The organism is Streptomyces sp. NPDC038707 (assembly GCF_040636485.1).
Lineage (GTDB): Bacteria > Actinomycetota > Actinomycetes > Streptomycetales > Streptomycetaceae > Streptomyces.
The window spans coordinates 138367-151339 of sequence record NZ_JBEZUP010000014.1 but is presented as its reverse complement, the minus strand read 5'-3'; the positions used below and the strand labels follow the sequence as shown (position 1 = coordinate 151339).

The window sequence follows — 12973 nt, the reverse complement described above, 5'->3', positions numbered from 1 at the left end:
TGCCCTCGTCTCAGCGGCCGAGTTCCTTGCGGGCGACCCGGCGGAGCCTGCGCCGCTGCGAGGAGTCCAGAGCGAGGTACGCGATCGCCGGCACTCCGACCACGATCAGGAACGACACCCACCAGGGCAGCCATATGAGCAGGATCAGTCCGACCCCCACGCCGCCTACGGCGATCTTCGCGTTCTTGGACATGAGCGTCGCCTCCTTCGCGGCCACTGCCGCTCTCTGCTCTGGGAAACGACCTACCGCTCCAGGCGGTTCCGCTGCCCGACCCTGACATATCCCTGATATCCGTCCGGACGTCCGAGCGGCGACGAACGGCATCCGCCGGGCCGTTCCGGCCGTCGGCAGCGGACGGGGTGTTCCGACGAGCGGCGGACGTCGGCCGTTCACCTCGCTGTCGCGCGGTGTTCCATCGGGAGCCCGATCGTGACGCTGCCCATGATCTTGTTCCCAGGAGGCCCGATGTCCCCGACTGCCGCAGCGCGGCGCCGCGTCCGCCGTTCCGCCGCCGCGGGCCTGCCCCTGGCCTTGTCCGCCGTCCTCGTGGCCGCGGGAACGGCCGCTGCCGTGCCGTCCGGGCAGGCCCGTGTCGTCCGCACGGCGACGCTCGGTGAGATCCCGCTCGGCGCGTTCAGCAACGCGCTGCTGCTCGATAGCGTGTCCGACGACCACGGGGTGCGGCTCGGCGGCATCGGCAGCGACATCTATCCGGCGGGTCGCAAGGGCGAGTACTGGACGGTGACCGACCGTGGGCCCAACGGGCAGATCAAGGTGGACGGCAAGAAGCGCCGTACCTTCCCGGTGCCGGGCTTCGATCCGGCGATCGTGAGGATCCGGGTCTCCGGGGACACCGTCGAGGTCGTCGACGCGATACCGGTCACCACCTCGTCGGGCAAGGCCGTCACCGGGCTGCCCGACCAGCGGGGACGGGACGAGGCGCCGTACACCTACGACGCGAGGACGCCGCTCTCCTACAACCCCGACGGCCTGGACACCGAGGGCATCGTACGGGCCGGGGACGGCAGTTTCTGGCTCGTGGACGAGTACGGGCCCTCCCTCGTCCACGTCTCCGCGCGCGGGAGAGTGCTCGCCCGCTACGTGCCCCGAGGGCTGGCCCTGACCGGTACGGACTACCCGGTGGTGGAAGCGCTGCCGTCGGTCCTGCTGCACCGCAAGACCAACCGGGGGTTCGAGGGGCTGGCGCAGCTTCCCGGCGGTGACCTCGTGATGGCCCTGCAGAGCCCGCTCTCCCTGCCGGACGCGGATGCTGGCGATGCCTCGCGCACCACTCGTCTGCTGCGTTTCTCACCACGCGCGAAGGCGGTCACGGCCGAGTACGCCTACCGCTTCGACCCGGTCGGCGTGGTCGATCCCGGCGAGGACGACACCTCGGAGCTGAAGATCTCGTCGGTGGTGGCGGTCGGACGCGACCGGCTGCTCGTCGAGGAGCGCACGGACAAGGCGGCCCGGCTGCACCTGGTCGAACTGGGCCGGGGGGCCGGGATCCTGGGCGGCCCGTGGGACGACGACACCACGTCCCCTTCGCTGGAGCAGCTGGACGATCCGGCGTCCGCTGGCGTGCCGGTGCTGTCCAAGCGGCTCGTGGTGGACCTGGGTACGGTCGCCGGGGTTCCGGGGAAGATCGAGGGCGTCGCGCGCGTGGACCACGACACGCTCGCGCTCGTCAACGACAACGACTTCGGGATGACCGACGGGGAGGGCGCCTTCGACGCCCGGGGCCGCCTGGTGGACAGCGGTGTCGAGACGACGGTCGTGTACGTGCGTCTGCCCGGGAAGCTGTGAGGGACGCGTGCCGTCCGTGCCGGCGCGGACGGCACGCCCCCTCCCGGTGCCCGCCCCTGTGGCCGGGGCGGGCACCGGTACCGCGCGCGTGGGCGTCAGCCCCGCGCGCCCAGCAGGTGGTCCATCGCCAGCTGGTCGAGCCGTTCGAAGGCCATGCCGCGCGCGGCGACCGCGTCCACGTCGAACTCCTCGAAGGCGGTGCGGTCGGCCAGCAGTTCCTGGACGCCTTCGGCCGCGGTCGGCTGGGCCAGCTCGTCCAGCCGCGACGCGCGCAGCGCCTCCTGCACCTCCGGGTCGGCGCGGAAGGCGGCCGCGCGCTCCTTCAGGATGAGGTAGTTGCGCATGCAGCCCGCGGCCGACGCCCACACGCCGTCGATGTCCTCGGTCCGCGGCGGCTTGAAGTCGAAGTGACGCGGGCCTTCGTAACCGGCGCTCTCCAGGAGGTCGACCAGCCAGAAGGCGGCCCGCAGATCGCCGGCCCCGAACCGCAGGTCCTGGTCGTACTTGATGCCGGACTGGCCGTTGAGGTCGATGTGGAAGAGCTTGCCCGCCCACAGGGCCTGCGCGATGCCGTGCGGGAAGTTCAGGCCGGCCATCTGCTCGTGGCCGACCTCCGGGTTCACGCCGTACAGCTCCGGCCGCTCCAGGCGCTCGATGAAGGCCAGCGCGTGGCCGACGGTCGGCAGCAGGATGTCGCCGCGGGGCTCGTTCGGCTTGGGCTCGATCGCGAAGCGGAGGTCGTAGCCCTGCGCGGTGACGTACTCGCCGAGCAGGTCGAAGGCCTCCTTCATGCGGTCCAGGGCTACGCGCACGTCCTTGGCGGCCCCGGACTCGGCGCCCTCGCGACCGCCCCAGGCGACGTACGTCTTCGCGCCCAGCTCGACCGCCAGGTCGATGTTGCGGATGGTCTTGCGGAGGGCGTAGCGACGCACGTCACGGTCGTTGGCGGTGAACGCGCCGTCCTTGAAGACCGGGTGCGTGAAGAGGTTCGTGGTGGCCATCGGGACGGTCATGCCGGTGGCGTCCAGGGCCTGCCGGAACCGCTTGATGTGTGACTCCCGCTCGGTGTCCGAAGATCCGAAGGGGATCAGGTCGTCGTCGTGGAAGGTCACTCCGTGGGCGCCGAGTTCCGCCAGGCGCTGCACTGTCTCGACCGGGTCGAGGGCGGGGCGGGTGGCGTCGCCGAACGGGTCCCTTCCCTGCCAGCCGACGGTCCACAGGCCGAAGGTGAACCTGTCCTCGGGGGTGGGCTGGTAGCTCATGGCGCGGCTCCTTGCTGCGTACGAGTATTTCGTCATGGCCGTTTACAAATTAGTATGCGCACACACCGCTGGGAAGAGACAACATGTCTTTCGCCAGCCAGATGTCTTCGTCAGCCACCGCAGATGCCGCGGAGCCGCGGAAGAGGGAGAGCTCGATGTCAGCAGCCGAGGGTCCGCTCGTCGTCGGAGTGGACACGTCCACCCAGTCCACGAAGGCGCTGGTCGTCGACGCGGCGACCGGGCGGATCGTGGCCAGTGGCCAGGCGCCGCACACCGTGACCGACGGGGCCGGCCGGGAGAGTGACCCGCGCCAGTGGTGGGACGCGCTGTGCGCGGCGCTGCGCCAGTGCGGTGAGGCGGCCCACGAGGCGGCGGCGGTGTCGATCGGCGGCCAGCAGCACGGCCTGGTCACCCTGGACGAACACGGCGAGCCGGTGCGTCCGGCACTGCTGTGGAACGACGTCCGCTCCGCTCCCCAGGCGCGCCGTCTCGTCGAGGAACTGGGCGGCCCCAAGGCCTGGGCCGAGCGCACGGGCAGCGTGCCCGGCGCGTCCTTCACGGCCACCAAGTGGGCGTGGCTCGCCGAGCACGAGCCGGAGGCGGTCCGCGCGACCAAGGCGGTCCGGCTGCCCCACGACTACCTCACCGAGCGCCTGACCGGGCAGGGCACGACCGACCGCGGTGACGCCTCCGGCACCGGCTGGTGGGCGTCCGGCACCGAGGCGTACGACGAGGAGACCCTGGCACACATCGGCCTGGACCCGGCGCTGCTGCCCCGGGTGGCACGCCCCGGCGAGGTGGTCGGCACCGTGCGTGACAGCCACGACCTGCCCTTCTCCAAGGGCACGCTGGTGGCCCCGGGCACCGGCGACAACGCCGCGGCTGCCCTCGGTCTCGGCCTGCGGCCCGGCACGCCGGTGCTGAGCCTCGGCACCTCCGGCACGGTCTACACCGTCTCCGAGCGCCGCCCCGCCGACCCGACCGGCACGGTGGCGGGTTTCGCCGACGCGCGTGGCGACTGGCTGCCCCTCGCCTGCACCCTGAACTGCACCCTCGCGGTGGACCGCGTCGCGGCCCTGCTGGGGCTGGACCGCGAGGCGGTCGAACCCGGTGGCTCGGTGACCCTGCTGCCGTACCTGGACGGTGAGCGCACCCCCAACCTGCCGCACGCCTCCGGCCTGCTGCACGGGCTGCGCCACGACACCACCGCCGGCCAGTTCCTGCAGGCCGCCTACGACGGCGCGGTGCACGCCCTGCTGGGTGCCCTGGACCTGGTTCTCGACGCGGACGCCGACCGTGACACCCCGTTGCTCCTGATCGGCGGCGGGGCCCGGGGCACGGCCTGGCAGCAGACCGTACGCCGGCTCTCCGGGCGGCCCGTCCAGGTCCCTGAAGCCAGGGAACTGGTGGCGCTGGGCGCGGCGGCGCAGGCGGCCGGGCTGCTGACCGGCGAGGATCCCGCGGCGGTGGCCCGCCGCTGGAACACGGCCGCGGGACCGGTGCTGGAGGCCGTGGAGCGGGACCGCTCGACGGTGGAGCGGATCACCGGGGTACTCTCCGACGCGGCCCCGCTGCTGGAACGGCGGCCCGAGACCGACTGACCAGGCCGCCCGCCCCCAGCCGGGCGGCAGACACCGAGGATTGACGCAGGCATGACCGCACCGCTGCACGAGGCACGCCCGCCGGGCACCGGGCGCGCCCTGCCGGACACCCAGCAGGGCATGCGCCGGCGCAATCTCGCCCGGGTGATGCACGCCGTCAGCGCGGAAGGGTCGCTGTCGCGGGCGGCGGTCGCCTCGCGGATCGGTCTGACGCGGGCGGCGGTGTCGACGCTGGTGGACGAGCTGATCCGGTGGGGGTTGCTGGAGGAACTGGGGCCGGAACGGCCCGGCCGGGTGGGCCGGCCCGGGTCGGCGCTCGCGGTGAGCGGCCGGGGGCCGGCCGGGATCGGGGCCGAGATCGGCGTCGATCACCTCGCGGTGTGCGCGGTCGACCTGCGCGGCGAGGTACGCGCGCGGGCGGTCCGGCGCGGTGGCAACCGGGGCCGGGCGCCCGAGCCGGTGATCGAGGAGCTGACGGCGCTGATCCACCGGGTGGTCGCGGAGGCCGAGCAGGAGGAACTGTGGCCCGCCGGGCTCGCGGTCGCCGTGCCCGGACTGGTGGCCAGGGACGGACGGACCGTCGTACGGGCCCCGAACCTCGACTGGCAGGACACCGACCTCGGCGCCCTGCTGCCCGGCGGCTGGCCGCTGTCCGTGGACAACGAAGCCAACTTCGGCGCACTGGCCGAGCTGTGGCTCGGTGCCGGGACGCCCGGGGACTTCCTGCATGTGTCGGCCGAGATCGGTATCGGTGCCGCGGTCGTCGTGGACGGCCGGCTGCTGCGCGGGAAGCGGGGGTTCGCGGGCGAGCTGGGCCATGTGCCCGTGCGGCCGGACGGACCCGCCTGCCCGTGCGGCGGCCGGGGGTGCCTGGAGCAGTACGCGGGTGAGGAGGCGGTGCGGCGCGCGGCCGGGCTGGCACCCCGGGAGGACCTGGTGGGCCTGCTCGCACAGCGTGCCGGGGCGGGCGACGAGGGGGTGCGGGCCGCCCTGCGGGACGCCGGTACCGCCCTGGGCATCGCCCTGACCGGGGCGGTGAACCTGCTCGATCCCGAGACGGTGGTCCTGGGCGGCGCCCTGGCGGGTCTTTCGCCCTGGCTGCTGCCGGCGCTGGAGACGGAACTCACGGGCCGTACGGCGGGTCCGGCGTGCCCGGTGACGGTGTCCCCGCTGGGTTCGCAGGGCCCGTTGCTCGGTGCCGCGCACTCGGTCGTCCGCGCGGTGCTGGACGATCCGGCGGTGGTGGCGGAACGATCCTGACGCCGCTCGCGCTCCGGGGCCGCATCACCTGCCGCAGGCTGGACCACGCCTGCCGGGACCGGACCGGGCGCCGGGCGAGGTGTGGGCATGCCGGCAGGAGCATGGTCCGCCCCGCGCCCGCTCATGCGTGTGCCGCGGGCGTCACGGAGCCTGCCGTCGCGCGGCCTGTGCCCGTGGGCGGGCCCGGCAGGCCGCGGTCCGCTTCGCCGTGAGAGGCGGGAGGGCGCGCCGCTGTGAGAGTCAGGGGCTCGGCCCTCTGTGAGGTCCCTGGACTCACCCGATCGAGTGGCCGAGTTATCCACAGGGGGCGGGTTGTCCACCGAACGGTCGCGCACCCTTCTGCCCAACCACCCCGCGCCGTACCGTGATTCACGCGAGGCCGGCCGACGGCTCGTCACATCCGTGCGGCGGCCGACGCGAACGAAGACACGCTTCGGCCGAGGAACGGCAACCGACTCACGTATCGGGGGACACATGTACGCGGAAACGGGCGGGGCACTGCGGCGTGACGCCATCGGATCGCGCGACGTGCCGCTCCAGAGCGTCACGGCGGCCGCGGCGCTCGCCGAGGAGACGCGCGACCCGCGACGGCAACTCCACGATCGCCAACGCCGGCCCGGGCGGGACCCGGATGCGGGCCGGGGCGAAGGTCACGCGGATGGGGACGTTCACGCAGGCCCGCCCGGCGTGCTCGCGGCGCTCCCTCCCCGGCACCGCTCCCCCGTGGCGCGCATCGCCGTCCAGACCGTCGTGGCGCTCGGCGCGGTGCTGGGCCTCGCTCACGACCCGGTGACAGCCCGTCTGCTGCTCACCGCCGTGATCGTCACGGTCGTCGTCGATGTCTACGTCGTCGTGGTCCTCTCCTGTGGCGGCTCTTTCCTGCGGTCCGGGACGGGACCGGGGCCCGCTGACCACCGTCACACCGCTGACCGGCCCTTGGGGTGGTCCGGCGCGCTGATCAGCCTCAGAAGGGAGCCCTGTCACGATGACCGATCCCCGTATTCTCACCGTGCGCCCGGAACCGGACCAGTACGCCTGGACCTTCGGCGGGGTGCCGCCCGTGGCCCGGATCGCACCCGGCACGGTTCTCGACCTGTACACCGAGGACTGCTTCGCCGGCCGGGTCCGCTCCGAGAAGGATCTCGTGTCCGAGGTGTGCGAGTTCCCCCACCTCAATCCCCAGACCGGCCCCTTCCACATCGAGGGCGCCGAACCCGGCGACACCGTGGCCGTGCACTTCGTCTCAATCGAACCGGCCCGTGACTGGGCGGCGTCCACGACAGTCCCGCTGTTCGGCGCGCTCACCTCCACGCACGCCACGGCCACGCTCCAGCCACCGCTGCCGGAACGGGTCTGGATCTGGCAGTTGGACCGGACTCGCGGTACCGCCCTGTTCCAGGCGCGCGACAGCGACATCCGGGTGGAACTGCCCCTGAAACCGATGCACGGCACCGTGGGCGTGGCACCCGCCAACCTGGAGGTGCGCTCGGCCCTGGTGCCCGACGCCCACGGCGGCAACATGGACACACCCGAGATGCGGACCGGCGTCACCTGCTACCTGGGGGTCAATGTCGAGGGCGCCCTGCTCAGCCTGGGTGACGGGCATGCCCGGCAGGGCGAGGGCGAGACCTGCGGGGTGGCCGTGGAGTGCGCGATGAACACGATGGTGGTCGTCGAGCTGCTCAAGGGTCTCACCACGCCGTGGCCCCGCCTGGAGTCGGACACGCACATCGTCTCGACCGGTTCGGCCCGCCCGCTGGAGGACGCGTTCCGGATATCGCAGCTCGACCTGGTGCGGTGGCTGGTGCGCGACTACGGGTTCAGCGAGCTGGACGCGTACCAGTTCGCGGCCCAGACGGTCGAGTCTCCGGTGGCCAACGTGTGCGACACGAACTACACCTGCGCGGCCAACCTCCGCAAGGAGTGGCTGCCCGCGCGGGAGACGTACCGCGGTGTGCACGCGCGGCTGCGAGAGACCGCGCGGGCCCTGCGCCGCTGATCTCCACGGCACGGCACCGGCACGGACCGCCGACCGCCCACCTCCCCGGACAACGGGCTCCTCCCGAAGGCATACCGAAAGGCCTCTCCGAAAGGCATACCGCCCATGGACAAGGACCGAACCGAACCCCGGCTCAGCCGACGACGGCTGCTGACAGGCGCGGCACTCGCCGCCGTCCCCTGCGCGTTGCTGCCCGGCCCGCGTGCCGGTGCGCAGATCCAGACCGCCGACTACCCGCCCGCCGAGTGGCAGCCGGCGAGCACCGCCAACTACACCGTGTCCGGCCGCCCCGGCGCGTACGCCATCGACCGTGTGATCCTCCACGTCACGCAGGAGACGTACACCGACGCACTCGCGATCTTCGCCGATCCGCAGAGGAAGGTGTCCGCGCACTATGTGGTCCGCTCGGCGGACGGGCACGTCGCCCAGTGCGTCCGTGAAGCCGACATCGCCTGGCACGCGGGCAACTGGAGTTACAACACACGCTCCGTCGGTATCGAGCACGAGGGCTGGGTGGACCGGCCCGAGTACTTCACCGACGCGCTCTACCAGCAGTCGGCGAGGCTGACGGCGGCGATCTGCGCCAAGTACGGCATCCCCCGGGACCGGGAGCACATCATCGGCCACTATCAGGTACCCGGCACCGACCACACCGATCCGGGGCCGGCCTGGGACTGGGTGCGCTACATCAGAATGGTCAACTTCTCCTGACCGTCGGGGAGGCCGAGTTGACCCACCCATGGGTTGCCCCGGAGCCGGGGGCCGACCCCGCCGAGCGGGTCAGGGTGCTGCGCCGGGCGCACGAGACATTACCTCGGTGGGTACGGTGCCGCGCCCGGTGCGGTCGGTCGTGGCGGAGCCTGGTGGCACAGAGCGCGGGCCGGTGCGGGGCCGGATGGCACCGCCCGCGTGAAGCTGAGCCGGTGGTGAGCTCGGCGCTTGTCGGGCGGACATCCGCTGGCCCGGGCGGGGCCCCTGTCACGGGACTCTGATAGATGGGCACTTCGCGGCCGATGGCGAGCGAGCACCTGCCGGCGGTGTGCGACGCGCAGGGCAGGCTGCTGTGGATGGAGGTGCATGCGGCGGCCCGGCGCCGCGCGGACCGGATGCACTTCGTGCCCGGGGCCGCTGGTCGGAGGGTGCGGTAGGCACCGATACGCCGGGGGGCCGCTGTCGCCGTCGCCCGGATCATGCAGGTGTCCGCCGCGGAGCACTTCAGATGGCGGATGCGGCGTGGACCTGTGCCGCGGCCCTGTGCGCGATTCGCGGACCGGGCGGTTCCCGGGGGCGGTGGACATCACCGGCGGGAACGGGCTCGCCCGTCCCCGCAGCCCCGGCTTCGTGCGGGTGGTGGCACAGGCCGCCAGTTCGCCCTGCTCGGTGACCGGACCGGCCGCTGGGCACGCCGTCGAACTCGGGGCAGCGCGGAGGAGGCCATGATCGACCTTGCGCCGGCCGATCGCGGCGGACCGGTGGAACTGCTGGTCGGCCCGGCGTCCGCGGTGCGGCTGGGGCAGCGCCCGGCCGATCAAGGCTGGACGGTGCCTCAGAATCCGCCGGTGGCCGCCGGGGCGTCCGGACGGGCGGCCACCGGCGACCGCGACGGCCACTCACGGGGGCTGACGCACATGGCGCGGTGGGGTGGGACCCGCGCGCACACAGGTAGGGCATCGCACCGACGCGCCTGCCAGGTACGACGGCACCGGAGACGGACCGGCACCGGCCACCCCGCGCCGCTCGCCGGTGAGTCGTCACGGCCGGACCGCCGCCCCGCGATCCGGCCGCGCCCCGGATATCATCGGGCTCCCCGGCAGGACAGCAGGGCAAGCCGTCCTGCCGGGGACGAAGGCTCGGAGGCTACTTCAGCGCGGCGAGGGAGGGGACGACGATGCCGTACCGGTCGGTGATCGTCGCGAGGGCACCGTCGTGGACCTGCTGGGCGGTCAGCGACGTGCCGCCCTGGTGCATGGTCTCCAGGGACCGCGTCGCACAGGCGTTGGCGACGACGGTGGGCTGGTTGCCCCGCAGGGACGCGCCCTGCGCCGTGAACAGGACACACATGTTGGTCATGAACCCGGCGATGATGACATCGGAGTTCCCGGCGGCGTCGACGTGCTCGCCCAGGTCCGTGCCGTGGAAGCCGTTCGGGACGCTCTTGACGACGACGGTCTCACCCTCGACGGGCGCGACGCTCGCGTGGATCTGGCCGGCCTCGGACTCGATGTCGTAGCCCGCCTCCTGGACGTGGATGACGGTCGCACCGGCCTGGCGGGCCGCGGCCAGCAGCTCGGCGGCGGCCTCCAGAGCGGGCTTCCAGCCGTCGAGCTCCATCACACCGCCGGTGTAGACGTTCTGGTAGTCGACCAGGATGAGGGTCGCGTTGCCGAGCGAAGCGGGCGTCTCGTCGGCGCCGGTGAGTGCTCGCAGAGTCGTCGTAGCCATGAACTAACCACCTAAAGATCGAGAAAGCTTGCGCCGCTCGCAGTGCTGCGGAGGCGTTGGACGTGACGGCAACCACGGGCCGGCGTACAGGGGAACCGAACGAGACGGTGTGACTCCTGGGACGGACCGGGGTGGTCGCGGCCCGAAAGCCCCCGTCGGGACGCCACGGTGGGTACTGCCGGCCTCACGGCTTGGAAGCAATCGGGACCCGCGGGCGGACTGCGACCGACCCTCGGGCTGTGAGCAACGCTAACACAATCTGTGAGCAGCATGGAAGCCAGGCGCAAGACGTCCCTCTCTTGCGCGGCAAAAAGGCAGCTCCAAGGCGTTAGCAACGCTTTCGCCTCCTGTTACCATCAAGGTATGTCGACGGCACGAGAGCGCATTCTGGCCGCCACCGAGGAACTGCTCGCGTCCAAGGACGCGCTGGCCATCTCGACCCGGGCCATCTGTGACCGGGCGAAGGTCGGCATGCCCGAGATCTATCGCCAGTTCGGCGACAAGCAGGGGCTGCTCACGGCGGTCGCGTGCATCGGCTTCGAGCGTTTCCTCGCGAACAAGCGCCGCAACCCGATGACCGACGACCCGGTGGCCGACCTGCGCACCGCCTGGGACAGCCATGTCGCGTTCGCGCTGGACAACCCTCACCTGTACCGGTTGATGTTCACACCGGCCCCGGATTCCCAGCCGCCGGCGGTGGAGGAGGCCAGGACCCTGCTCCTTTCGGCCCTGGAGCGCTGCCGTGCCGCCGGACGGCTCCGTACACCCCTGGAACTGGCAGGTCAGTCGATCCTCACGGCCAATGTCGGCGTGTGCCTGATGGCCCTTTCCTTTCCCCAGCTCTACGGCGACCCCGAGATCTCGCGCTCCGTGCGTGACGCCGTGATCGGAGCGCTCACGGGCGACGAGCGCGAGGACACGAGGATCACCGACGGGATCGTGCTCGCCCAGACACTGGTCGGCACCCTCACCGGGACCGCGCCCGCCGGCCGCGACACGATCGCACGCCTCTCCCAAGCGCTTCAGCGGCCCGCTCCCCACGCGGGCGAGTGACGGGCTTCGGCCGGTTTCCCCCTCGGCCCGCCGGAAACGGCAGTGCGGCGCCGCCGAAGCCGTCGCGCCGCACTGCCGTCACACCGCGCTCCGCAGGAGCGACCGATCCGCTCCCTCGCCTTCACGCACTGTCCGTCGTCACAGAAACCCGGGCCCGCGCGGACACCACCCCGCCCCGTCACACCGCCGGCCGTCAGCCACCGGCCCGGGGGTGAAACGGCGGCCACCTCGCGCCGGGCCGTCTCGGTGATGTCGATGACGCGCTCGGCATGCGGGAGCAGCAGCAGACCTGCCTCGGTGAGGCCTGTTTGCCGTCCACTCCGGTCGGACAGTGCCGTAACCACGGCCTCTTCGAGGCTCTGCATCTGCGCGGTGACGCTGGACCGGGCGTAGGTCAGGTTCTTCGCCGCCGGGCGAGGCTCGGTTCCCTCGCCACCTCACGGCTGCGTCGTACGGCCCGTTCCTGCACCGCTCCCAACGGCTCGTCAACGACGCGCGGAACCACCCCCGCGGCACGGAAAAGTCCGGCCCGGCGGAGGGCGCCGGGCATACCCCGCGCCACCCCTCCGGGCCGGATCCTTCCACCCTCAGGACAGGTCCTTCTTCTTCCCTGCCGGCTCCAGGTCGACGAGCTTGTCGGCGACGCCCTGGTCCTGGAATGCCTTGACGAGGGACTTGATGTCCTCGGAGTAGATGTCCCAGCTGTCGGTGTGGAGCGGGACCACCTTGCGGGGGTTGAGGTCCTTGGCCACGAGAGCGGCGTTCTTCGACGTGAGGGTCAGCGGAGCGTTGTCGAGGATCGCGGGAGTGCGGGCGGCGCCGGCGAAGAGGATCGCCGTGTCGACGGCGCCGATGTCCTTCTTGATGCGGTCACCGACCTGTTTGGCGACCTTCACCGAGGCGTTGTCACCGGAGATGTAGGTGGTCGGAACCCCCTTGCCGCTGAGCACGAACCCGGTCACTTCGCCGTCCGCCCCACGGGAGACCCCGTCGGGACCGTGCAGGGCGGGTACCGCGGTGACCTTGATGGTGCCGGCGGAGGACTTCAGTTCCCGCTCCTCCCAGTTCTTCATGGGAGTGATGTGATCACCGAGACGCTTGTGGGCGCCGGGCGTCGAGAACACGACCGGAATGTCCTTGAGGAGCTCACGGCCCTTGCCGTCGAGGTTGTCGTCGTGCTGGTCGTGGGAGAGCAGCACGGCGTCGATCTTGCCGAGTTTCTCGGGGCCGAAGGCGGGGCCCTTCGTCTTGGACATGCCGGACTTGTACTTCTTGGGCGCGTCGAAGGTGGGGTCGATGAGGATGCGCTGACCGGCGATCTCCAGAACGGCCGTCGGTCCGCCCACGTGGGTGATGGTGAACGCGCCGGCACCGGAGGCCGCCGAGCCGCCGGCCGCCGAGCCGGTGGGTGACGGCTTGTTCTCCTTCTTGTCCTCACCGTCGGCGCTGGCGTTCCCACCGCAGGCGGCGAGGAGCGACACGCTTGCTACGGCTACGGCGGCACGGAGGAGCGTCGGACGATTCATCGGCTATGGCCATCTCTCTCGTC

The 12973-nt window shown here is 72.0% G+C and carries 12 protein-coding genes; 6 read left to right on the top strand and 6 right to left on the bottom strand.

Going from position 1 to position 12973, the window contains the following annotated elements:
- Window positions 1-10 precede the first annotated feature (10 nt).
- Entirely contained in the window at window positions 11-193 is a 183-nt protein-coding gene (locus AB0E62_RS20975; protein ID WP_362195607.1) for a hypothetical protein, read from the bottom strand.
- 273 nt (window positions 194-466) lie between these two features.
- On the opposite strand from AB0E62_RS20975, the gene AB0E62_RS20970 reads away from it, so the two are divergent.
- A complete protein-coding gene (locus tag AB0E62_RS20970) occupies window positions 467-1807 on the top strand; it encodes an esterase-like activity of phytase family protein (protein WP_362195604.1) in 1341 nt (446 codons plus the stop codon).
- 95 nt (window positions 1808-1902) lie between these two features.
- On the opposite strand, the gene xylA is transcribed toward AB0E62_RS20970, so the two are convergent.
- Window positions 1903-3069, bottom strand: a complete 1167-nt coding sequence (xylA, locus tag AB0E62_RS20965) for a xylose isomerase (protein WP_362195601.1) — start codon at window positions 3067-3069, stop codon at window positions 1903-1905.
- Between the two features lie 155 nt (window positions 3070-3224).
- On the opposite strand from xylA, the gene xylB reads away from it, so the two are divergent.
- Complete coding sequence (gene xylB / locus AB0E62_RS20960; RefSeq protein WP_362195598.1) at window positions 3225-4670, top strand: xylulokinase; 1446 nt, start codon at window positions 3225-3227, stop codon at window positions 4668-4670.
- 51 nt (window positions 4671-4721) lie between these two features.
- Window positions 4722-5930, top strand: a complete 1209-nt coding sequence (locus tag AB0E62_RS20955; RefSeq protein ID WP_362195595.1) for an ROK family transcriptional regulator — start codon at window positions 4722-4724, stop codon at window positions 5928-5930.
- Window positions 5931-6386: 456 nt separating this feature from the next.
- On the opposite strand, the gene AB0E62_RS20950 is transcribed toward AB0E62_RS20955, so the two are convergent.
- Window positions 6387-6713, bottom strand: a complete 327-nt coding sequence (locus AB0E62_RS20950) for a hypothetical protein (RefSeq protein WP_362195592.1) — start codon at window positions 6711-6713, stop codon at window positions 6387-6389.
- Between the two features lie 202 nt (window positions 6714-6915).
- Between AB0E62_RS20950 and AB0E62_RS20945 the strand changes: the two genes are divergently transcribed.
- The gene (locus tag AB0E62_RS20945) at window positions 6916-7929 is read left to right on the top strand and encodes an acetamidase/formamidase family protein (protein ID WP_362195589.1); all 1014 of its coding nucleotides are present in this window, start codon (window positions 6916-6918) and stop codon (window positions 7927-7929) included.
- A 105-nt stretch (window positions 7930-8034) separates the two neighbouring features.
- Complete coding sequence (locus AB0E62_RS20940) at window positions 8035-8640, top strand: N-acetylmuramoyl-L-alanine amidase (protein ID WP_362195586.1); 606 nt, start codon at window positions 8035-8037, stop codon at window positions 8638-8640.
- Window positions 8641-9786: 1146 nt separating this feature from the next.
- Here AB0E62_RS20940 and AB0E62_RS20935 read toward each other — a convergent pair.
- The gene (locus tag AB0E62_RS20935) at window positions 9787-10371 is read right to left on the bottom strand and encodes an isochorismatase family protein (protein ID WP_362195583.1); all 585 of its coding nucleotides are present in this window, start codon (window positions 10369-10371) and stop codon (window positions 9787-9789) included.
- A gap of 363 nt (window positions 10372-10734) precedes the next feature.
- Between AB0E62_RS20935 and AB0E62_RS20930 the strand changes: the two genes are divergently transcribed.
- On the top strand, window positions 10735-11424 hold the full coding sequence (locus AB0E62_RS20930) for a TetR/AcrR family transcriptional regulator (protein ID WP_362195580.1): 690 nt from the start codon (window positions 10735-10737) through the stop codon (window positions 11422-11424).
- Here the strand turns inward: AB0E62_RS20930 and AB0E62_RS20925 are convergent.
- Together AB0E62_RS20925 and AB0E62_RS20920 are read right to left on the bottom strand one after the other, a co-directional pair.
- Complete coding sequence (locus AB0E62_RS20925) at window positions 11394-11822, bottom strand: hypothetical protein (RefSeq protein ID WP_362195793.1); 429 nt, start codon at window positions 11820-11822, stop codon at window positions 11394-11396. The genes AB0E62_RS20930 and AB0E62_RS20925 overlap by 31 nt on opposite strands.
- Window positions 11823-12011: 189 nt before the next feature.
- Window positions 12012-12905, bottom strand: coding sequence for an MBL fold metallo-hydrolase (locus tag AB0E62_RS20920; RefSeq protein WP_362195577.1), 894 nt, complete (start codon window positions 12903-12905; stop codon window positions 12012-12014).
- Between the last annotated feature and the right edge of the window lie 68 nt (window positions 12906-12973).

Bases quoted from the DNA above. Each gene is read 5' to 3' on its own strand.
- AB0E62_RS20975 (WP_362195607.1), bottom strand. From the start codon at position 193: ATGTCCAAGAACGCGAAGATCGCCGTAGGCGGCGTGGGGGTCGGACTG.
- AB0E62_RS20970 (WP_362195604.1), top strand. From the start codon at position 467: ATGTCCCCGACTGCCGCAGCGCGGCGCCGCGTCCGCCGTTCCGCCGCC.
- xylA (WP_362195601.1), bottom strand. From the start codon at position 3,069: ATGAGCTACCAGCCCACCCCCGAGGACAGGTTCACCTTCGGCCTGTGG.
- xylB (WP_362195598.1), top strand. From the start codon at position 3,225: ATGTCAGCAGCCGAGGGTCCGCTCGTCGTCGGAGTGGACACGTCCACC.
- AB0E62_RS20955 (WP_362195595.1), top strand. From the start codon at position 4,722: ATGACCGCACCGCTGCACGAGGCACGCCCGCCGGGCACCGGGCGCGCC.
- AB0E62_RS20945 (WP_362195589.1), top strand. From the start codon at position 6,916: ATGACCGATCCCCGTATTCTCACCGTGCGCCCGGAACCGGACCAGTAC.
- AB0E62_RS20940 (WP_362195586.1), top strand. From the start codon at position 8,035: ATGGACAAGGACCGAACCGAACCCCGGCTCAGCCGACGACGGCTGCTG.
- AB0E62_RS20935 (WP_362195583.1), bottom strand. From the start codon at position 10,371: ATGGCTACGACGACTCTGCGAGCACTCACCGGCGCCGACGAGACGCCC.
- AB0E62_RS20930 (WP_362195580.1), top strand. From the start codon at position 10,735: ATGTCGACGGCACGAGAGCGCATTCTGGCCGCCACCGAGGAACTGCTC.